Here is a 19,807-nt window from a genome sequence, read left to right on the forward strand (position 1 = left end):
GAAGCGGCTTAGCGTTCGATGAGGATATAGCGGCGCGCAATGCCGGGTGCCGCGAGCAGACGCAGCCGGACCCTGGTCGGGCGCATCCGCAGCGTGAGGACATAGGGGACGATGTCGTCGATCTCGGGCTCGTCCTCGAACCGCTGCGCGACCATGAAATTGTTCATGCACTGCGCCACCGCATCGAAGAACGGCACGCCCATCACGGTCGCGGGATCAAGGCCCGACATCCGCGCCTCGGTCGCGTTATAGACCTGGACGAGCGTGTCGGCTTCGAACCCGACCACCCCGAACGGCAGGGTGTCGCGGTCCTCGACGCGCATCGTGTCGAGCTCGGGCAGCGCGACATTATCAAAACTGTATTGTTCCAGTACCATAGCCACGGTCTCCCTGCGACAGCGCTATGGGGCGGCGGGGTTAAGCATAGCCTAAGATCACCTGTTTCTTACAACGGCACGCACGTGACGCGCGCCTCGACCGCGAACCGGACGAGCTGCGCCAGGCTGGTTGCGCCCGTCTTGCGCATGAGATGCTCGCGGTAGGTTTCCACCGTGCGCGGACTGATATCCAGCCGCGTCGCGATCTGTTTCGCGGTCAGCCCCTCGACGATCTGGCGCAGGACCTGGCGTTCGCGGTGCGAGAGCGAGGCGAGGCGCTGCTCGAGCAGGGTCGATTGCAGGATCCGGTCGCGGACCGCCGCCACCGCGCCGAGCAGCCGCTGCGCCTCGAACGGCTTTTCGAGCAGGTCGGCGGCGCCCGATTTCATCGCCGCTACCGCCATCGGGATATCCGCATGACCGGTGACGAGGATCACCGGGTCCGACCGATCGAGCGATGGGAGGGTCTGCAACAGCTCGAGCCCGCTGAGGCCGCCCAGCGCGACGTCGCTGAGGATGATCCCGGGCGGAAGACGCGGAAGGTCGCGGATGAACGCCTCGACGCTGGGGAAGGACCGGGTCTCGAAATCCTCCAGCGCGAGGAGCATTTCGAGCGAGCGGCACATCTGGGGCTCGTCATCGATGATGTAGATCGGCCGGTCACGCGGCATGGGCGACCATTTCTCCACTGGACCCAACAATACCAGGACGTTGTGGCAACGAGACGCGGAAGGTCGCGCCGCCGCCGCTGTTCGTCGCGGCGGTGATCGTCCCCTCATGCGCGTCGACGATCGCGCGGCAGATGGCGAGCCCGACACCGAGACCGTGGGGCTTGCTGGTCCGGAATGGGGCGAAGATCGCCTGTTCCTGGCCGGGTGCGATGCCGGGGCCGGTGTCCGAGACGGTGATCGTGCACTGCCCGTCCGGCCCCGAGACGGCGCGCAGATCAATCACGCGGACCGCCGTGTCGGACACCGCATCGGCCGCATTGGCGATCAGGTTGAGCAGGACCTGCTGGATCTGGATCGCATCGATCCACAATTCGCCGAGATCGGGCGCGATACTGACCTTCAGCTCCGCTCCGGCCTGACGGACCGCGAGCATGCCGAGCGTCGCCCCCTCCGCGATGATGTCGCGCGCATCGACCCATTGCGCCTGCAGCGGGCCGCGCTCGACGAACCGGCGCAGCCTTTTGAGCACGGCGGCCGCCCGGAAGATCTCCTGGACCGCGCCGTCGAGCGCCGCGCCGACCTCGCCTACATCGCGGCCGCGCGCTAGCGCCGCCTGCGCGACGGTGGCGAAGTTCGCGGCGGTCGCCAGCGGCTGGTTCAGTTCATGCGCGATCGCCGATCCAAGCTGGCCGAGCGCGGTGGCGCGTGCGAGCTGATGGAGCTCCGCCTGCAACAGCGCGAGCCGTTCGGCAGCGGCGACCTGTTCGGTCTCGTCACGGAGATGGAGCGTGCGCAGCCCGGTCGCGGCGAACGGCAGCGGCCCGCTCGACAGCGACAGCGCGAGACGCGTGCCATCGGCGCGGCACAGCTCGTGCGCGGTCGGGGTGTCGCCGGACAGGTCGGGCAGGCCGGGGAGCAGGTCCGCGAGCCGCAGGCGTCCGGTATCGGGGTCGGCAATCCCCAGGATGCCGCGCGCGCTCCGGTTGATCGCGAGCACGTCGCCCCCCGCGTCGACGATGAGCATCGCCGCGGGGGTGGTGTTGAAGATCGAGTGGAGACAGAGTTCGCGCTGGTGCGACCGGCCCTGCGCGAGGCCGGCGCGCTGGCGCAGCAGGGTCATGCGACCGCCGAACAGCGCGAGAATGATCGCAAAACCGGTCACGACCAGCGTGTTCAGCGGCGTCACGAGCGGATGGTGCGCGCTGAACACCAGTGCGGTGGGAATCGTCGTCGCGGCGCCCACGCACGCGGTCAGCGCACCCCCGAGGACAGCGCCGATCGCGATCGCCGCCAGCGCGAAGGTGAAGGGCAGGTCGATTCCGAACAGGTGGCGGCCGAGCGCCGTGGCAACCAGCGCGGCGCTGCCGAAACCGACGCCCTGCAGCAGGTTCCAGCGCCAGTCGGACGCGGTCTCCTGCTGGTCGACGATGGCCCATAGCCGCTGCACGATCGCTCCAAATTCGAATCCGCCGGAAAGAACCAAAATGCTACGCTTTCCGCATAGGGGTTTCCAGACACCGGCCGGGGTCTTCGTGCAGTGCAACCGTCTCAAATTGAAGCAAAGCCGGTGTGGCGGTCATGGTGTGCCAAGCCTGAACAGACTGTCTGGGGTCCGTATCCGTACGGACTTGCCTAAGACCCGGCGTGGTCGCAGCCTCGGCCAATGGTCTAGGCAGCTTTGGTAAGATTATCGCGTAATATTACAAAAACATCCAATGGAGGGGCGTCATGAATGAGCAGATCATTCGCAATGATGAATTGGATAGATCCAACGCTATTGTCGCAAGCAATGCCGAAATATTCCGCTACGCCATATCGAGCATTCTCAGCCAGCAGCATCTAGCCGATACGGTTCTGACGACATCGAACTGGAGCAGCGTCCAGGCGCATCTCCTGAGGGCGCACTGCACCAAGCTCGCCGTCATCAATACCGATGTTCTGAACGGCCACGCTGACGGGCAGTGCGGCGATCAACGCGACGGGCAATGCCGATGCCAATGTCCTGACGGGCAATGCCGGGGTAAACCGGCTGTCCGGGCTCGACGGCGCGGACACTCTGCGCGGGCTTGCGGGGAACGACCAGCTGTTCGGCGGGGGCGGGGCGGACGACCTCGATGGTGGTACCGGTGCGGACAGCCTGTCCGGCGGCACGGGTGACGACATCTATACGGTCGACAGTGTCGGCGACGTCGTGGACGAGAGTGATGGCGACGGCGTCGACCTGGTCAAGAGCAGCGTGACCTTCACGCTCGCCGCCGGTGTCGAGAATCTGACGCTGACGGGGAGCGGTTCGCCGAGCGCCACGGGCAACGCCGCTGCCAACATCCTGACGGGCAATGGTGCGGCGAACACGCTGACGGGTCTCGACGGCGACGACACGCTGATCGGGCTGTCGGGCAACGACCGGCTGAACGGCGGTGCGGGGGCGGACATCCTGAACGGCGGCACCGGCTCGGACACCATGACGGGCGGCAACGGCGACGATCTCTATAGCGTCGACACGACCGGCGACATCGTCGACGAGACCGGCAGCGACGGTATCGACACCGTCACCAGCAGCATCACCTACACGCTCGGCGCCGGCGTCGAACGCCTCACCCTGACCGGGACGGGGGGAATCGCGGGGCGGGGTAATGCCGCCGATAACGTCATCACCGGCAATGATGGCGCCAACGCGCTGTCGGGCTTTGCCGGCAACGACCAGCTGTTCGGCGGCGCGGGCACGGATACGCTCGACGGCGGCACGGGCCAGGACGTGATGTCCGGCGGGCGCGGCAATGACAGCTATATCGTCGACGATATCGGCGACGTCGTCGACGAGACCGGCGGCGACGGCCTCGATACGGTCACGAGCAGCGTGTCCTTCACGCTGGGGGCGGGGGTCGAGCGTCTGACGCTGAGCGGGGTGGCGGCGATCGATGCGACGGGCAGCGCGGACGCCAACATCCTGACGGGCAATGCCGGCGTCAACATCCTGTCGGGCATGGAGGGGGCCGACACCCTGCGAGGGATGGCCGGTAATGATCAGCTGTTCGGCGGTGGCGGCGCCGACACGCTCGACGGCGGCACCGGCGCGGACGTGATGGCGGGTGGCCTGGGCGACGATATCTACATCGTCGACACTCTGGGCGACAGCGTCGACGAGACCGACGGGGACGGCGTCGATCTCGTCACCAGCAGCATCACCTTCACGCTGGCCGACGGGCTCGAAAACCTGACGCTGACGGGCACTTCCGGGGTGCACGGCAACGGCAATGCCGGCGCGAACGCACTGACGGGCAATAGCGCGGGCAATATCCTGTCCGGGTTCGACGGCGACGACCTGTTGCAGGGGCTGGGGGGCAATGACCAGCTGCTGGGCGGCGCGGGTCAGGACCGGCTCGTCGGCGGCACGGGCAGCGACCGGCTGACTGGGGGCACGGGCGACGACGTGTTCGTGTTCGTGACCGGGCAGGGCAATGACACGGTGGTCGATTTCGACTTCGATGCGGCCGGGGGACAGGACCTGCTCGATGTTTCGGGTTGCGGCATCACCGCCGCCAATTTCGGGGCGCAGGTGCTGATCTCGCAGGTCGGCGTCAACACGGTGATCACGATCGGCACGCAGACGATCACGCTCACCGGGGTGAACGCGACGACGATCGACCACAGCGATTTCGGGTTCTGATCGATGATGCAGATGTTCGAGGACCGGCTGCCACTGCCGGTACGTGACGCGGTCAGGCACTGCCGGTCGCATGTGGTGGCCGCTCTGCTGTTCAGCGCGCTGGTCAACATCCTGTACCTCGCGCCGACGCTGTACATGATGCAGGTCTATGACCGGGTGGTGCCGACCGGGGGCGTCGTCACCTTGGTGATCCTGACGCTGGTGCTGGGGGCGGCGATCGCCACGATCGGGGTGCTGGAGTCCCTGCGGTCGCGGCTGATGGTCAAGGTGTCGCTGCGGCTCGACCAGCGCGTGTCCCGGGCGATCCTGGCGCGGCTGATCGAGCGCGGCCACACCCGGCAGCGCGACCCGACGACCGCACAGGCGATGCGCGAGTTCGACACGCTGCGGCAGGTGATCACCGCGCCGACGCTGGTCGGGATCTTCGATGCGCCCTGGACGCCGATCTATGTCCTGGCCGCGGTGCTGATCCATCCGCTGCTGGGGCTGTTCATCATCGCCGCGGGCGCGTGCCTCGCGGTGCTGACATGGATGTCCGAGCGGGGGACGCGCGGGCTGATGACCGTCGCGCACACCGCCAATGCCCGGTCGGCGATCGTCCAGGAGGATATCGCCCAGCAGGCCGAGCTCGTCCGCGCGCTGGGCATGGGCCGGGCGATGGTCGACCGGCAGATCGTCGAACGCGGCGACGGGCAGGCGGCGCTGGCTGCGGCGCAGATGGCGACCGCGCGCTATGCCGCGATCGCCAAGTTCATGCGGCTGTTCCTCCAGTCGCTGGCGCTCGGGCTCGCCGCGGTCCTCGCGGTCGAGCGGCAGATCTCGGTCGGATCGATCATCGCCGCCTCGGTGCTGCTCAGCCGCGCGCTGCAACCGGTCGAGTTGCTGATCGGCGGTTGGTCGAACCTGCAGAGCGCGAACGAGGCGCTGAAATCGCTGAAGCAGCTGTTCGACACGGACGCGGCGGCGGCGCCCGCGACCGTCCTGCCGGCGCCGCTCGGCCGGATCACCGCGCGCAAGGTCACCACGCGCAGCGCCGATGGCGCGGCGATGCTGCTGAAAGGGGTGAGCTTCGACCTGCAGGCGGGGCAGATGCTGGGCATCGTCGGGGCATCGGGGGCGGGCAAGACGACGCTGATCCGCATCCTCGCCGGTGGGATCGCGCCCGAGGCCGGACAGGTGCTGCTCGATGGCGCGGACTCGATCCTCTGGGATGCGCAGCGGCTCGCGCGGTACCGCGGTTATGTGCCGCAGGAGCCCGGCTTCCTGACGGGCACGGTGGCGCAGAACATCGCCCGGTTCGCCGATCCGAACGCGGTGGACCCGGTCTCGTTCGACCGGCGGGTGATCGACGCGGCCAAGGTCGCGGGGTGCCATGCGCTGATCCTGTCGCTGCCCGGCGGCTATGACTGTCCGATCGGGCGCGGCGGCCTGGCGCTGTCGGCGGGGCAGCGGCAGCGGATCGCGCTGGCGCGGGCGATGTTCGACGACCCACCGATCCTTCTGCTCGACGAACCCAATGCCGCGCTGGACGCGGAGGGCGAGGCGGCGCTGATGCGCGCGCTGGAGACCAGTCGCCAGCGCGGCGCGACGATCGTGATCGCGGCGCATCGCACCAGCGTGCTGGCCGCCGCGGATCGGCTGCTCGTCCTCAACGCCGGGTCGGTCGACTGCGAAGGTCCGGCTGAGGAGGTTCTGGCCGAGCTGGCGCGCCGCGCCGGTGGAAGCCGCGGCAATGTCGTCGGACTGAAGGGGGCGGTGTCATGAGCATGATCGACGATTCGGCGCGGGTGGAGATCCGGCGCGGCCTGCGCGTCGCGGCGCTGTTCTTCATCGGGCTGCTGGGGGGCGCGTCGATGATGCCGCTCGACGCCGGCGTCTATGCCCGCGGCGCGGTGATCGTGTCGGGCAAGCGGCAGGCGGTGCAGAATCGCGACGGCGGCATCGTCACGGCATTGCGCGCCGTCGAAGGCCAGAAGGTCGCGCGCGGGCAGGTGCTGCTCGAAATCGCATCGGCGGACCTGCACGCGCTCGAACGCGGGATGACCGCCGAGCTGATGATGCTGTTTGCGCAGCGCGAACGCCTGCTCGCCGAACGCGACCGGCGCGCGGTGATGGCCGAGCCGGTCGAATTCCGCGCGCTGCCGGCGGCGGACCGGGTGCTGGCGGAGGATGCCCTGCGCGGGCAGCGGTTGCTGCTGGCGGCGCGGCTGCGGACCGCGCAGACCGAGAAGGCGGTGTGGATGCGGCGTGCCCACGCCAATGCCGAACAGATTGGCGGGTTCGGCGAACAGATCGCGGCGAACCGCCGGCAACGCGCGCTGCTCGACGACGAGCTGACGGGGATGAGGGTCATCGCCGCCAAGGGCTTTGCCTCGATCAACCGGATCCGCGCGCTCGAGCGTACGCAGGCCGCGCTCGACGGCGAGCATGGCGCACTGGGCGCGCAGATCCTCCAGACGCGCGATGCGATCGGGGAAGCCGAACTCTCGGCCGCGGGCGTTGATCGTCGCCAGATCGAGGAGGTGGAGGGGAGCCTGCGCGATCTGCTGGTGCGGATGAACGAGCTGCAGCCCAAATTGCTCGCGGCGCGCGAACAGCTCGCCCGCTCGATGGTGCGCGCGCCGGTGGCCGGCACGATCGTCGGCCCGACGATCTACACCATCGGCGGCGTGGTCTCGCCGGGGCAGACGCTCATGGAGATCGTCCCCGATCGCAGGGCGCTGGTCATCGAGGTGCAGGTTTCGCCCGACGATGCCGACGACATGCGCCCCGGCCAGACGACACAGGTCCGCTTCACCGGCTTTCACGACCGCGCGATGCCCGCGCTCGACGCCCGGATCGACACGGTGTCGGCGGACAGCTTCACCGAGGAGCGGACCGGCAACCGCTTCTTCCGGGCGGAGGCGTCGTTGCTGCCGGAAAGCTATCGGACGCTCGTCGCGCTGAAGGGGCCCGGCGCACTGACGCCGGGCATGCCCGCCGAGATCCTCGTGCCCCTCCGGAAACGGTCTGCGCTCGACTATCTGATCGGCCCGTTGAAGGAGAGCCTGTGGCGCGGCGGTCGTGAAGCCTGAGTGAGTGCGGGGTCAGGCGGCCAGCCCGTTCGCCTCGACATGCGTGGCGATGTCGCCGGCGGTGGTCCACCAGATGCGTGGATCGTTCGCCGCGCGGAGGTCAGTCAACACGCGGGCCAGTGCGGGGACGCGGTGTGCCTGTCCCATGATATAGGGATGGAGCGCGATGCCGAGGACGAGTGGACGCCGGTCGCATTCGGACAGCAGCTGTTCGACGCCGTCGCGGATCATGGCGGCGAACGTCACCGCCTCCTGCTTGCGCGCGATGATCGCGGGCAGGTCGTTGATTTCCTGGGAATAGGGGATGGAGAGCAGTCCGCCATGAGGGGTGGCGAGCCGGGTCGGCTGGTCGTCATGCGCCCAGTCGAGGACATAGCGATAGCCATTTTCGGCGAGCAGGTCCGGCGTGATGTCGCTCTCCGATATCCACGGCCCCAGCCAGCCGGTGGGACGTACGCCGAGTGTCGCCAGCCGCTCGGTCACGTCGGCGATCATCTGGGTCTCGCGCGGGTGCGCAAGGGATCCTTGCGCGGTCGCGTTGGTGCCGCCATGCGCCGCGATCTCGTCGCCGCGGTCGCGGCATGCCTCGGCCAGTCCGGGGCAGCGATCGAGGACGTCGGCGTTGAGCAGCGCGGTGGTGCGCAGGCCCAGCCGATCGAACAGATCGAACAATCGCCACGCCCCGACCCGGTTGCCATAATCGCGCCAGGCATAGTTCATCACGTCCGGGTCGGTCTGCGCGGGGGCCAGTTCCGGACCCAGCCCGCCGCCGAAATCGAACACCTCGTAATTCACCCCGAAATAGATGGCGAGGCGGCGGCCGTCGGGCCAGTCATAGTCCGGGCGGTCGACGATCGGGCGATAGGCGTAGCGGCCATGGTGCGAGATGCTCATCGCGCTGGAACGCGTGGATCGCGGGATAGAAACGCCATAATGCAGATACTTATCGAATCCATGATCGCGGCCGGAGCAAGCGAACCGTCGAATCCGACCCGCTCAGCCGTCCACAGGGGCGAAACCCTCGACGGTGGCACGGTACAGATCGGCGCGGGCCTGGCTCAGGGCGGCGTCCTGGTCGTCGCCCTGGCCGACGACCAGTCCCGCGAGCGCGCGGACCGGGCCGATCCATGCGCCGCTGCCGCGCAGCTTGAGGCGGCGGGTTTCGAAGGCGGCGATGGCTTCGTCGGCGAGATCGCGGGCCGCCGTCAGGGCGACGTCGGTCACGACCACGACGAATTCATTGCCGGTCCAGCGAATGATCTCCTCGTCGGGAAACACCCGTCGCAGGTTCGCGACAAAGGCGCTCAGCACATTGTCGCCGACGGCGTGGCCGAAGCGCTGATTGACCCCGGCCAGATCGGCGACGCTGAAGATCATGAGGACATAGCTTCGCGCCTGTTCGGCGAGTTGTGCGAAGATCGGCCGCGCGCCCTCGGACGTCAGCGCGCCGGTGGCTGCGTCGCGCATCGGATCGTGCCGCGCCGTACCGAGCGAGCCGAGGTCGGACTGGAGCCGGGCGACGTCGCGGCGCAGCTCGGCCAGCTCGCGTTCGGCATCGGCCAGTCGCGTCACGAGCAGTGTCGCATCGGGCCAGTTCTCCGCCTCGCTCGCCATCGCGCTGACGTCGTGGCTAAGCGACCGCGTCAGCGTCTGCGCATCGGTGGTCAGCGCGCCGAGCTGGTTCGCGCGTGCGGTGACCGCGCTGTCGCGTTCGGCGGTCGTGTCGCGCTTGATCGCAAGATGGCGTTCGCTGAGCGTTTCGAGCGCGCGTGCGGTCAGCCTCAGGCCGCCATCCGTCTCGGCCGCCACGGCGCGCGCCAGGTCCGATCCGGGATCGGCGACCACGGCAAGCGCGAAGGTATAATTTTCAGCAACCGGTGCGAGACGATGTGCCTCGAGAAAGGCGAGCGCGTCGCGCGCCGCACGAAAAGCCTCTGGCATGCTTGTCTCGAACCTTTTTATGTACTGGATTGTACAACGCGGGATCGCGCGCGTCTGTTTCATTCCGACGCCCCCTAGCGCGAAAGAGCGCGCGATCAATCCTTGCGCGGCGATCGGTTCCGCGTTCGGGGGCGTGTCGCTGCGACGGGTGGCGGCTGATCGCGGGCGGCAGCGGCGCGGTTTTTCTTATGATGGGGGGCATGTTCCGGGATGGGACGGCCCGCCGGCGCCGGTTGTCCGCTATAGAGGGATATGTTGCGCCAAGGGGAGAGTCCGGTCGTACCGGTTTCAGTCCATTGCCGGAATAGCCGCACCGGGCTGCTGGACGCTGCTGCGCGCATGCTGGGGGTGCTGCGGCGACGGCAAGGTGGTGGCGGTGGCATAGCTGCGGCGGGCGGCATTGCGCACGCGGCGCGGTGCGTGCCGACCGGGTGGCGCTCCGATGGGGTGAGCCGCGCATCTCGGCTCTGGTTTCTTCAAACCGCCTATGGCAGAGCCTTGGCCCTGCTGAGCATAAGTCGAGATTGTGGCGGGCAGGGAGCTGGCACTGTGGAAAATACTAAAGTTACCGGCACGCGCGGTGCAGTGTTCGATCGTTTTGGCTCGACCTCGCATCGTCACCAACTGCGCATCGCGCTTTATATCCTGTTGGTGTTTGCTGATCTGCTCGCGGTGGTTGCTGCATTCGAGCTCGGTATATTTGCAAAATATGGCCGTTTTGCTGTTACGTCGCATATGAACGTCGTCATCGTCACGGCGCCGATATATGTGCTGACGGCGTTCAATAATGGCGCCTACTCGATCGACGTGCTGCGCAAGGCCCGGGCCGGCATCATGCGCTCGGCGACAGCGCTTTTACTAGCCTTTTCAAGCTTTTTGTTCATCTCCTACTATTTCCGGGCGGTGCAGGCGGAATCCCGTGGCGTCATCAGCATCGGAATGCTCGGCAGCTTCGTGCTTCTCGCAGTCTTTCGATTGGTCATCGATCGGTTTGTCCGCCTGACGATTGGCGGCAACGTGACCACCGATCTGGTGATCTTGGACGACGTCGAATTCGCGGTGCCTGCACATTGCAAAGTCGTCGAGACGCGGGCCGCGAACCTTCGCCCGAACATGCAGGATCCGATGATGCTCGATCGACTCGCGCGCCAATTGCGCGGTGTCGACCGCGTCGTGATCGCCTGCCGGCCCGACAAGGAGCGCGAATGGGCGATGCTGCTGAAGGGCGCGGGCATTCGCGGCGAGATTATTTCGAACGAAATCGACCAGGTCGGCGCGATCGGGCTCGACACTTTCGTCGGGCGGTCGACGCTGGTCGTGGCGGTCGGACCGCTGAGCACGCGTAACCGGATGATCAAGCGGACGTTCGACCTGGCCTTCGCGGTGCCCGCGCTGATCGTCGTGCTGCCGCTGCTGCTGATCACCGCCGCGGCGATCAAGATCGACAGCCGCGGACCGGTCTTCTTCCGGCAGGATCGCGTCGGCCGCGGCAACGCGCTGTTCAAGGTGTTCAAGTTCCGGTCGATGCGGGTCGAGCAGTCGGACGCCAGCGGCAGCGTTTCGGCGTCGCGCACCGACGACCGGATCACGCGCGTCGGTCGCGTGATCCGCGCGACCAGCGTCGACGAGCTGCCCCAGCTGCTGAACGTGCTGCTCGGATCGATGAGCATCGTCGGGCCGCGACCGCATGCACTTGGGTCGCTGGCGGGACAGCAGCTGTTCTGGGAGGTCGATGAACGCTATTGGCACCGTCACGCGCTCAAGCCGGGGATCACCGGTCTCGCGCAGGTGCGCGGATTCCGGGGTGCGACGCATCGCCGCGACGATCTGACGCAGCGCCTTCAGGCCGATCTGGAGTATATCCTGGGCTGGTCCGTATGGCGCGACTTTGGCATTCTCGTGTCTACGGTACGGGTCGTTGTGCACCGCAACGCGTTCTAGTACACCGTAAAACACGTACAAAAAATGCCGCGACAGCAATTTAACATACGCTTTCTTAACCACCAGTATGGCATGGTGTCGTCATGCCCCTTCACGCACCTCTTGCTAACCTGGCTGACCCCGTATCGCCACATGCGGCGTTTCGTGGCGGCGATCCGCTTTCCGGCGCTACGACGGATTCGTTCGACGGGGCGCGTTCCGTCGCAGACCCGCTCGCGGCCGAGCTTCAGGTCGTCGACCCGCGTGCCGCCAACCCGTTGGCCGGCGACCGGATCGACTACGAGAACTGGCTCCTTCCGGTCGAGCCCGCCTCGCTGGGTGAACGCGCGATCCGGGCCGGTTCGACCATCGCCGGCGTGGCGGTCTTCGCCGCGGCGCTCGCTGGTGTCCTTGCCTGGATCATCTAGCGTGCGTGCGGAGATGACGGTGATCGAGCCGGTGGCCGAGCGCCGGCGAAAGCCGAGTCGTGCGGCAATAGCGCGCGCGAGCACGGTCCGTGCGGCCGATGCACGGGCGATCGACGTCCGTGTCGAGGACCTGTCCGAAGGCGGTTTCCGTTTTTCCAGCGCCAGCGTCCTGCCGGTCGGTGCCCATATCCGCGTCGGCCTGGCCGGTGCGGGGCAGGCGACCGCGCGGATCGCATGGCGCGACGGCGAAGCGCATGGCTGCGCATTCCAGCCCCTGCTGACGAACGACCAGATCCAGTCGGCCTTCACGCACACGATCTGCGAGTCTGCGGTCCTGTCGTTGATCCCCGACAGCGCGGTGGTGTCCATGCCCGCCGCGGGTGCGGCACTGGCGCCGCCGCAGCGCTTTGCAGCGCCGGTGCGGCTTATCCTGCTGGTCGTGGCGAGCTGCGCATGCTGGGCCCTGGCGACGCTGCTCCTGCGCGGACTTGCATCGTTCTGAACCGACGCTGACGCCGGTGTAGTGGTCTGCGAGGTGCAGGCCTGCTCCGGGGGCGTTTGCCGGCCTTGCCGACCCGCTGAACGCACAAGATTTTCAGGATCTTAGCTAATTTTGCGCTAGTCTAGATATTAGTATTGATTATTTATGACCCCTGTCCCATGTTGAGACAAGACGGTTGAAACGACCGCTGAGGAGAGTGTTCATGACTGCGCTTCCCGGCCCGGCTATCCAGGCCCCATCCTATCCCGAAATCCCCTCGGCCGTGCTCGGTCTTATCACTGGCCTCGCGGTCAGCGTTGCGCTCTGGGCATTGATCGTCCTGATGGCGTTTTTCCTGGCCTGATTTCAAGCACATGGGCGGTCGCTATTTCGCGTCCGCCTGTGTCTGACGATCCCGGCCGTCGGATCGCCAAAGTGTTTGGGCGCCCGGGATATGGCGATGCGCCTTCGCCGTAGGGCTGCGGTGATCCTCAGGCTTGAGCGTTCGCCCGACCCGCTTGAAGCAACAGGGCCTGTACGCTCGCGGTAAACTCGGCTTGGGCGATGCGGGCATCGTGATCGATCCCGAGCGACGATACGCTTCTCCTTGCCGAATCGCCCCGGAATACGGGGCGCGGCACCCCGGCGTTGTCAGCCCCGCGCGCCGCGTTTCCGCAGGACATCTTGATACACATCGGCGAACTGCCGCGCGACGCTACGCCAGTCATAGGCCAGACTCGCGGCGATGTTATTCGCACGGTTCGACTCATAGGCGGCGCTTGAATCGCGGTGCGCGGCTTCGATCCGGCCCGCACCAGCCTCGACATCGTCAATGTCGAAGAGGATGCCGCTGCCGGACGAGCGGACCAGCCGGCGGAAGGGCGGGATGTCGCTGACGATCGGGGTCAGGCCTGCGGACAGGCCTTCGACCACGCTCAGCCCGAAGCCTTCGTAGCGTGACGCCGAGCCGATATAGCTGGCCTCGCCGATCAACGCCTTGATACCCTCGTCGCTGGGCGAGGGCACGAGCGTGACCGCTCGTTCGGTACCGGTCCGGCGCATATGCTCCTCGATCTGCGCAGGCGTGACGTCGGCCGGGCCGCCCGCGATGATCAGCCGCCAGTCGCCGTGAAGCCGGCCGAGCGCAGCGACGAGGTCGATCAGGCCGGTGATGTTCTTGTTCGAGGAAAAGCGGCCGATATAGATCATCGTCCGCGTCGGCTGCGGCGACCCTGCACCCTGCCACTTGCCGATATTGACGCCATTCTCGATCGTCACCGTCTTGCTCGCGGCGATCTCGTTGAACCGGGCGGCGTCGCTTTCGCTCGAGGCGATGATCCGGTCATAGGCGAGCGACGACGCGCGCGTGACGCTGGCGAAATAGGCGAGCTTCAGCCGGCTGGCGAAATCCGTGTGGAAGAAACCGCCATGCGTCGAGGCGACCATCGGCCGGCGGTGGAGCGGGCGGGTGAGCGCCATGCCGTCGAAGAACGAATCGATCGCATGGACATGGACGATGTCCGCTTGGCCGAGATGCTGCAGTACGGTGGGTGCGAGCGGATAGCGCGTCGAGCCGCGGAACGGGATCCGCTGCACGGGCACGCCCTGATAGGTGTCGCGCGGCGGCAGCGTCGCGTCGAGACGCGAAAACTGCCGGTCGAGCGTGACCACCGACGTCGTGATTCCGCAGTCCCGCTTGAGCGCGACCGCGAGATTGCTGACGGCGTCTTCCAGCCCGCCAATGGCCGGATAAAATTGACGAACGACGTGAAGAACGTGCATCGGCTTCCCAACGTGATCCAGATTGCCAGCCCCTTTGTCTGATTACGGCCAACCGTCCAGCCCAAAGTCGATGGAGTGTCATGCATGTCCGATAAGCCAGCGCCGGCGCAGCCAAAGCGTTCCCGTGTCGTCATCCTGTCGGCATTTCAGGATTACCGGACGCCCAAGCGCGCCAGCATCCACCAGGTCGCGCATGCGCTGGCGCAGGATGGCTGCGACGTGTCGTTCATCTCGACGCGGTTCAGCCTGATCTCGAAGAAGAAGGGCGATTCGCGCCTGTTCCTGTGGGACCAGGCCAATGCCTGGCACAAGGTGGACGGCGTCAATTGCTATCTGTGGCGGACGCCGCTGCATCCCTTTGCGACCAACAACGCGGTCGCCGATGCGGTGATGGCGAAGCTGTTTCCGCTGTTCGCCAGGCTGCCCAATGCCGATATCGACGGCGCGTTCCAGGCGGCGGACTTTATCGTCATCGAATCGAGCGTCGCAGCGATCTTCATCGACCGGATCAAGCGGCTCAACCCGACCGCCAAGATCATCTATTACGCCACCGACCGGCTCGATACCGTCGGCGCGCATCCCTATGTCCGCCGCCATCTGGTGAAGAACGCGCGGCATATCGACCATGTCTGCCTGCGGTCGACCAAGATGGTGTCGGATTTCCTGTGGGCGAAGGATCGCCTGTACCGTGCCGAATTCGGGATCGATCCCGCCGACTTCGAGACCGTCGGGCCGTCGCCCTATACCGCGCAGCGCAATGCCGTCGCGGTCGGGTCGATGCTGTTCGACGAAAGCTTCTTCCATGCGGTCGCGCCGCAGTTTCCCGATGTGCATTTCCACGTGATCGGCTGCGGGAAGAGCTTCAAGGGGCCCGACAACGTGTTCGTCCACAAGGAAATGCCGTTCCGCGCCACGCTGCCCTATATCAAGCATGCGAGCATTGGCATCGCCCCCTACCGGCTGGCGCCGGGGGTCGAGTATCTTGCCGAGTCGAGTCTGAAATTGGGACAATATGAATATCTGCAGATCCCCGCGGTCTGCCCCGATTTCGCGGTCGGGACGAACCCGTTCCGCGCGGGCTATGTGTCGAACGATCCGGCGTCGATGATCGCGGCGACCGAAAAGGCGCTGGCGCTGGCGGGGCAGGTGCCCGCGCGGCATTTCTCGACCTGGACAGAGGTCGCCGACCGCGTGCTTCGTCCCGAAAACTACCCTGACGCCCGCATCGTCGCGGACTAAATCGGCGGGGCCGGCGCGTCGCCCGCGGGCGCGGGCCGGCCCGCCAACCCTCTCGGATATCGGCGTTTGATCGGTATCGGCACGGATCGCTGGAGCAGCGTACCGGCCCGCCGCATCAGGTGAACCACCTTATTGATGGCCGGCGGTTCATCTTCTAGGAGTTCCGCCGAATATCAATGTCCGTACGACGATCGTAGGGACCAACATCGTCTGAGGGATTATAATGCGCATAGCGATGGTGGGATCGGGTTACGTTGGTTTGGTGTCGGGCGCATGTTTCGCCGATTTCGGACATGACGTGATCTGCATCGACAAGGATGCCGGCAAGATCGCGGCGCTCGAAAACGGCATCATGCCGATCTACGAGCCCGGTCTCGATGCACTGGTGGCGCGCGGCGTCGAGGCCGGGCGGTTGCGCTTCGGTACCGATCTTGCCGCGAGCGTGAAGGGCGTCGACGCGGTCTTCATCGCCGTCGGCACGCCGTCGCGGCGCGGTGACGGTCATGCCGACCTGTCCTATGTCTATGCCGCCGCCGAGGAAATTGCCGGTGCGATCGACGGCTTCACCGCGATCGTCGACAAGTCAACGGTCCCGGTCGGCACTGGCGACGAGGTCGAGCGGATCATCCGCCGGGTCAATCCGGATGCCGATTTCGCGGTCGTGTCGAACCCCGAATTCCTGCGCGAAGGCGCCGCGATCGACGATTTCAAGCGTCCCGACCGCGTCGTGATCGGCAGCGACGACGAGAAGGGTCTTGCGGTCATGCGCGAGATCTACCGTCCGCTCGCCCTCGGTCGTTCGCCGCTCGTCGAGATGAGCCGCCGTGCCGCCGAGCTGACGAAATATGCCGGCAACGCGTTCCTTGCGACCAAGATCACCTTCATCAACGAGATCGCCGATCTGTGCGAGAAGGTCGGCGCGGACGTGCAGGACGTTGCGCGCGGCATCGGCCTCGACAACCGTATCGGCTCCAAGTTCCTGCATGCCGGCCCCGGCTATGGCGGTTCGTGCTTCCCCAAGGACACGCTCGCGCTGCTCAAGACCGCGCAGGATCACGACGCGCCGCAGCGCATCGTCGAGGCGGTCGTAGCGGTGAACGACAATCGCAAGCGCGCAATGGGCCGCAAGGTCATCGCCGCCGTCGGTGGCGACGTTCGCGGCAAGACGATCGCGGTGCTCGGCCTGACGTTCAAGCCGAACACCGACGACATGCGCGACAGCCCGGCGATCGCGCTGATCCAGACGCTGCAGGATGCCGGCGCGACGATCAACGTCTATGATCCCGAGGGTCATGAGCAGGCGAAGGCGGTCATCAAGGATGTGACCTATTGCACCGGTCCCTATGAGACGATGGAGGGCGCCGAGGCGCTTGTCATCGTGACCGAATGGGACATCTTCCGCGCGCTCGACTTCAAGCGCGTCAAGTCGTTGCTGGCATCGCCGGTGCTTGTCGACCTGCGCAACATCTATCCGCGCGACATGGTCGAGAAGGCCGGGCTGACCTATCACGCGGTCGGCCGCTGATCGACCGGGACAGGCGGCGCGCCGATCGGTGCGCCGCCTGTCTAATCAAGCCAAGGGCCAGTCCGGTTATTCGACCAGGCTGGCATATTGCATATGATCCGGGTCCCGCATCGTGTCGGGAGGGATGACCGCATCGTCGGTATCGCTGGTGGCCGGTGTGCCCGCGTCGGCGCCGGTCGCCGCTGCAGGCGATGCCGCTGCTGCAACCGCAAGAGCGGACTCGCTCGGTCCGGCCCCCGATCTGACGACGACGATCCCCGCCTGCTCGGGCGCTTCGACCGCGGATCCGCAGGCGGCGAGCATCGCCAGCGCTGCGATGCCGACCATGCCGCGCAGGGCAGCGCCGGCGCGCGCGGGTCGGCCACCATCATAAAGAGAGTCCGTCAGGACACGGTTCAGGGCATGCGGGCGAGCGGCCGGGGCCGTCGCGGCGGACGCGACGGCGCGATGCGCGTCGTGGATCAGGGGCATTGGAAATTCTCCGTTGGCACCCGATCCTTCACTCGGCCGATGCAAAGGAGGTCTCTTCAAACCTGGTTAGCGGCGGGTTTAGGGTAATGGAGATCCTGTTCTACCATGATCGACCGCTGCTGCCGGGGCCGGCGCGTCCGGCCGGCCGGATCAGCGCCCGGGCAGGGATGGGCGCAGCACGTAGATGATATAGCCGACACTGGCCGCAAGCACGAGCACGGCGGGGATCGCATAGCCTTCGTTGCCGAGCCAGTTGCTCAGCGCACAGGCGATCGCGGGCGGCAGATAATGCCACACCGTATCGACCGGCTCATCCTCCATCGAGCGTTGCAGATAGAGCAGCGCCAGGCCCGCAAATACCGCGACGCTCAGCCAATCGTAAATTGTTTCCATGATATACTTCCCAAGCCGCCCGGAACCCGGCCGGCGCCACATTCCGTCAGAGGCGATCCCTATGCCCGGTCCTTCTAGATTTTCTCATCGTCTCGGGCAAATGCAGTATCTTGCCCCCGCTCTCGCGGTGGGACTGCCCTGACGACGACCGCGGCGCTGCGCCAGACCGAGAACGGGCGCGACGTCGAGGCCTGGCTCGCTCGCGACCGAGTAGCTGCAATCGGGAATCAGCGAGCGTCAGGCGGTGCTGTGCAAGGCGGCAAAGATCGACTGTGCGAAAGGCCTCGCGCCCAAGGTCAGCCCGACGCCAGATCCCCGAACCGCGCGAGCATCGCCTCGGACAGCCGCATCGGGTCGAGCGGCTCCAGATCGGGGCGGCCGCGCGGTGGGCTGGTGCGAAGCGTGTCGATGTTCGCGCGCAGCGCCGGCGGCGCGAGCGGAGGATCGAACAGCGTGACCCAGCCGCCGGCGATCTCCGCCGCCAGGCTGGGCAGCGTGCCGACCGCCGGGGCCAGCAGCGGGCGGTCGAGCGACAGCGTGACAAGCGCGGTGCCCGAATTGAGCGTCGAAATCTGGTTCATCATACAGGCGTCGCAGGCGGCGATCGCCGAGGCGAAGCGCGTGTCGTCGAGCGGACCCGTCACGATACGGATCGTCCCGTCGGATCGCGCCGCGACGCCGGCCAACTGCGCGGCGATGTCGTCATTGCCCGCATCGCCGGCGATCAGCAGCATCTCATCGGGCCGGCGGATCGCGAGGAACGCCTCGGCGGCCTCGACGAGGTTCTTGCTGGGGCGGAGCGACCCGATCATGCCGAGCACCCAGATACCGTCGGGAATCGCCCAGGCCGCGCGCGCTTCGGCACGAGGGATCGCCGGATAGTCCTCACGATAATGCGGGTGAGGAATGATCGTCCCCGCGACCGCGGCGATCGCCGGATGCGCGGCGCGATAGCGCTCGAGCGAGGCGGCGGACAGGCCGATCAGGTGATCGATCTGGCCGAGAAGCCGTGCTTGATAGGCGTGCCAGACCCGGTGCCGCCAGCCGGTCAGGTCGCGGTGCGGCGCGACATTGTGCGCGGTGACTACGAGCTTGCCGCCCGATCGACGGATCCCCCGCGCCGCGTTCAGCACGCGCGCGGCCTTGGCTGCGACGATCGCCGGGTTGTTGCTGCCCGAGCCTTCGAAGATCCCCTCGGGCCAGTGGATATGGAAGATGTCCGCGGCGGGGATGCGCCGCATCAGCGGACGGAACGCGGTGACCGAGGCCGCGGGCGCGCGGAACGCGCCGTACATGCGGCGGACATAGGGGTTGAGGTCGCTCGGATCACCGGCGGGCCAGGCGAGGATGCGCAGCGGATCAGCCACGGGCCACCGCCGTCCGCGCGAAGCGGATGAGCGCGAGCATGTCGCGGCGGCCGATCACGAACAGCGCGGCGGCATAGACGACCGCGCCGACCGCGACGTGGATGACCAGCGCGAGCAGCGGGGAGGGGACGTCGATCGTCCGGTGCAGCAGAAGCAGCGCCCCGACCATCACCGCGGATGCGGCAAGCGAGGGTGCTATGCGGGCGGCATAGGCCATCGGTTTTATCCTCAGCAGGTGGAGGGCCGCGCCGACCGAGAGCGGGTAAAGCAGGACGGCGCGGACGGTGAAGCCGATCGCGAGCGCCTGGAGACCATAGCGCACGACGACGAGGAACAGCGATATGTTGCTGACCGCGTAGATCGAGGTGAGGACCGTCTGCCAGTGCGGCTTGTCCTTCACCAGGATGATCGCCTGATTATACTGGCCGATCGTCGTCAGATAGGCGGTGCCGGCGATGATCGAGATGATCG

18 protein-coding genes and 2 pseudogenes are annotated in these 19,807 nt (G+C 66.7%); 10 read left to right on the forward strand and 10 right to left on the reverse strand.

Translation table 11 applies throughout. The features are described from left to right. Nucleotides 1-8 precede the first annotated feature (8 nt). The 3 genes from sphst_RS13955 to sphst_RS13965 form a co-directional block, all read right to left on the reverse strand. Nucleotides 9-377, reverse strand: coding sequence for a phosphonate transporter (locus tag sphst_RS13955; RefSeq protein WP_031394610.1), 369 nt, complete (start codon nt 375-377; stop codon nt 9-11). 68 nt (nt 378-445) lie between these two features. Continuing rightward, the gene (locus sphst_RS13960) at nt 446-1,048 is read right to left on the reverse strand and encodes a response regulator transcription factor (RefSeq protein ID WP_031394609.1); all 603 of its coding nucleotides are present in this window, start codon (nt 1,046-1,048) and stop codon (nt 446-448) included. Continuing rightward, complete coding sequence (locus sphst_RS13965) at nt 1,038-2,495, reverse strand: sensor histidine kinase (RefSeq protein WP_159043642.1); 1,458 nt, start codon at nt 2,493-2,495, stop codon at nt 1,038-1,040. Before sphst_RS13965 ends, sphst_RS13960 begins: the two co-directional genes overlap by 11 nt. Nucleotides 2,496-3,017: 522 nt before the next feature. On the opposite strand from sphst_RS13965, the pseudogene sphst_RS21680 reads away from it, so the two are divergent. From sphst_RS21680 to sphst_RS13980, 4 genes and pseudogenes are all read left to right on the forward strand, one after another. Further along, nucleotides 3,018-3,215 (forward strand): annotated as a pseudogene (locus tag sphst_RS21680) (calcium-binding protein); the annotation flags it as partial. Between the two features lie 24 nt (nt 3,216-3,239). Further along, nucleotides 3,240-4,715: a calcium-binding protein gene (locus sphst_RS13970; RefSeq protein ID WP_051916407.1), complete on the forward strand. Its 1,476-nt coding sequence runs from the start codon at nt 3,240-3,242 to the stop codon at nt 4,713-4,715. Between the two features lie 3 nt (nt 4,716-4,718). Beyond that, complete coding sequence (locus tag sphst_RS13975; RefSeq protein WP_107045711.1) at nt 4,719-6,479, forward strand: type I secretion system permease/ATPase; 1,761 nt, start codon at nt 4,719-4,721, stop codon at nt 6,477-6,479. Beyond that, on the forward strand, nt 6,476-7,789 hold the full coding sequence (locus sphst_RS13980) for an HlyD family type I secretion periplasmic adaptor subunit (RefSeq protein ID WP_056673914.1): 1,314 nt from the start codon (nt 6,476-6,478) through the stop codon (nt 7,787-7,789). Before sphst_RS13975 ends, sphst_RS13980 begins: the two co-directional genes overlap by 4 nt. Nucleotides 7,790-7,801: 12 nt before the next feature. On the opposite strand, the gene sphst_RS13985 is transcribed toward sphst_RS13980, so the two are convergent. Both sphst_RS13985 and sphst_RS13990 read right to left on the reverse strand, forming a co-directional pair. Then, the gene (locus tag sphst_RS13985) at nt 7,802-8,683 is read right to left on the reverse strand and encodes a polysaccharide deacetylase family protein (RefSeq protein WP_031394412.1); all 882 of its coding nucleotides are present in this window, start codon (nt 8,681-8,683) and stop codon (nt 7,802-7,804) included. 102 nt (nt 8,684-8,785) lie between these two features. After that, nucleotides 8,786-9,730, reverse strand: a complete 945-nt coding sequence (locus sphst_RS13990; RefSeq protein ID WP_031394411.1) for a GGDEF domain-containing protein — start codon at nt 9,728-9,730, stop codon at nt 8,786-8,788. 549 nt (nt 9,731-10,279) lie between these two features. On the opposite strand from sphst_RS13990, the gene sphst_RS13995 reads away from it, so the two are divergent. From sphst_RS13995 to sphst_RS20665, 4 genes are all read left to right on the forward strand, one after another. Next, nucleotides 10,280-11,671, forward strand: a complete 1,392-nt coding sequence (locus tag sphst_RS13995; RefSeq protein ID WP_234387659.1) for an exopolysaccharide biosynthesis polyprenyl glycosylphosphotransferase — start codon at nt 10,280-10,282, stop codon at nt 11,669-11,671. Between the two features lie 83 nt (nt 11,672-11,754). Continuing rightward, nucleotides 11,755-12,078 carry a hypothetical protein gene (locus sphst_RS20655; protein ID WP_031394409.1) on the forward strand — a complete coding sequence of 108 codons (324 nt, stop codon included), beginning with the start codon at nt 11,755-11,757 and terminating at the stop codon, nt 12,076-12,078. A gap of 1 nt (nt 12,079) precedes the next feature. Further along, nucleotides 12,080-12,580: a PilZ domain-containing protein gene (locus sphst_RS20660; RefSeq protein ID WP_031394408.1), complete on the forward strand. Its 501-nt coding sequence runs from the start codon at nt 12,080-12,082 to the stop codon at nt 12,578-12,580. Between the two features lie 202 nt (nt 12,581-12,782). After that, nucleotides 12,783-12,923 (forward strand): hypothetical protein, encoded by a 141-nt coding sequence (locus sphst_RS20665; protein ID WP_156360375.1) that lies wholly within the window; start codon nt 12,783-12,785, stop codon nt 12,921-12,923. A 287-nt stretch (nt 12,924-13,210) separates the two neighbouring features. On the opposite strand, the gene sphst_RS14005 is transcribed toward sphst_RS20665, so the two are convergent. Next, nucleotides 13,211-14,341, reverse strand: a complete 1,131-nt coding sequence (locus sphst_RS14005; protein ID WP_031394407.1) for a glycosyltransferase family 4 protein — start codon at nt 14,339-14,341, stop codon at nt 13,211-13,213. An 84-nt stretch (nt 14,342-14,425) separates the two neighbouring features. Between sphst_RS14005 and sphst_RS14010 the strand changes: the two genes are divergently transcribed. Both sphst_RS14010 and sphst_RS14015 read left to right on the forward strand, forming a co-directional pair. After that, entirely contained in the window at nt 14,426-15,580 is a 1,155-nt protein-coding gene (locus sphst_RS14010; RefSeq protein WP_031394406.1) for a GumK N-terminal domain-containing glycosyltransferase, read from the forward strand. Nucleotides 15,581-15,803: 223 nt separating this feature from the next. Further along, entirely contained in the window at nt 15,804-17,105 is a 1,302-nt protein-coding gene (locus sphst_RS14015) for a UDP-glucose dehydrogenase family protein (RefSeq protein ID WP_031396235.1), read from the forward strand. A 66-nt stretch (nt 17,106-17,171) separates the two neighbouring features. Here the strand turns inward: sphst_RS14015 and sphst_RS14020 are convergent, their stop codons facing one another. The 4 genes and pseudogenes from sphst_RS14020 to sphst_RS14035 form a co-directional block, all read right to left on the reverse strand. After that, nucleotides 17,172-17,576 (reverse strand): hypothetical protein, encoded by a 405-nt coding sequence (locus sphst_RS14020; RefSeq protein WP_031396236.1) that lies wholly within the window; start codon nt 17,574-17,576, stop codon nt 17,172-17,174. Nucleotides 17,577-17,726: 150 nt separating this feature from the next. Continuing rightward, on the reverse strand, nt 17,727-17,969 hold the full coding sequence (locus sphst_RS14025) for an XrtV sorting system accessory protein (protein WP_031396237.1): 243 nt from the start codon (nt 17,967-17,969) through the stop codon (nt 17,727-17,729). Nucleotides 17,970-18,265: 296 nt separating this feature from the next. After that, nucleotides 18,266-19,336: a hypothetical protein gene (locus sphst_RS14030; protein WP_031396238.1), complete on the reverse strand. Its 1,071-nt coding sequence runs from the start codon at nt 19,334-19,336 to the stop codon at nt 18,266-18,268. Then, nucleotides 19,329-19,807, reverse strand: a pseudogene (locus sphst_RS14035) (polysaccharide biosynthesis C-terminal domain-containing protein); the annotation flags it as partial. The gene sphst_RS14030 and the pseudogene sphst_RS14035, both read right to left, overlap by 8 nt.

It is taken from the genome of Sphingomonas sp. STIS6.2 (assembly GCF_000732685.2).
In the GTDB taxonomy this organism is placed as follows: domain Bacteria; phylum Pseudomonadota; class Alphaproteobacteria; order Sphingomonadales; family Sphingomonadaceae; genus Sphingomonas; species Sphingomonas aerolata.

Bases quoted from the DNA above. Each gene is read 5' to 3' on its own strand.
- sphst_RS13955 (WP_031394610.1), bottom strand. From the start codon at position 377: ATGGTACTGGAACAATACAGTTTTGATAATGTCGCGCTGCCCGAGCTC.
- sphst_RS13960 (WP_031394609.1), bottom strand. From the start codon at position 1,048: ATGCCGCGTGACCGGCCGATCTACATCATCGATGACGAGCCCCAGATG.
- sphst_RS13975 (WP_107045711.1), top strand. From the start codon at position 4,719: ATGATGCAGATGTTCGAGGACCGGCTGCCACTGCCGGTACGTGACGCG.
- sphst_RS13980 (WP_056673914.1), top strand. From the start codon at position 6,476: ATGAGCATGATCGACGATTCGGCGCGGGTGGAGATCCGGCGCGGCCTG.
- sphst_RS13985 (WP_031394412.1), bottom strand. From the start codon at position 8,683: ATGAGCATCTCGCACCATGGCCGCTACGCCTATCGCCCGATCGTCGAC.
- sphst_RS13990 (WP_031394411.1), bottom strand. From the start codon at position 9,730: ATGCCAGAGGCTTTTCGTGCGGCGCGCGACGCGCTCGCCTTTCTCGAG.
- sphst_RS20655 (WP_031394409.1), top strand. From the start codon at position 11,755: ATGCCCCTTCACGCACCTCTTGCTAACCTGGCTGACCCCGTATCGCCA.
- sphst_RS20665 (WP_156360375.1), top strand. From the start codon at position 12,783: ATGACTGCGCTTCCCGGCCCGGCTATCCAGGCCCCATCCTATCCCGAA.
- sphst_RS14005 (WP_031394407.1), bottom strand. From the start codon at position 14,341: ATGCACGTTCTTCACGTCGTTCGTCAATTTTATCCGGCCATTGGCGGG.
- sphst_RS14010 (WP_031394406.1), top strand. From the start codon at position 14,426: ATGTCCGATAAGCCAGCGCCGGCGCAGCCAAAGCGTTCCCGTGTCGTC.
- sphst_RS14015 (WP_031396235.1), top strand. From the start codon at position 15,804: ATGCGCATAGCGATGGTGGGATCGGGTTACGTTGGTTTGGTGTCGGGC.
- sphst_RS14020 (WP_031396236.1), bottom strand. From the start codon at position 17,576: ATGCCCCTGATCCACGACGCGCATCGCGCCGTCGCGTCCGCCGCGACG.
- sphst_RS14025 (WP_031396237.1), bottom strand. From the start codon at position 17,969: ATGGAAACAATTTACGATTGGCTGAGCGTCGCGGTATTTGCGGGCCTG.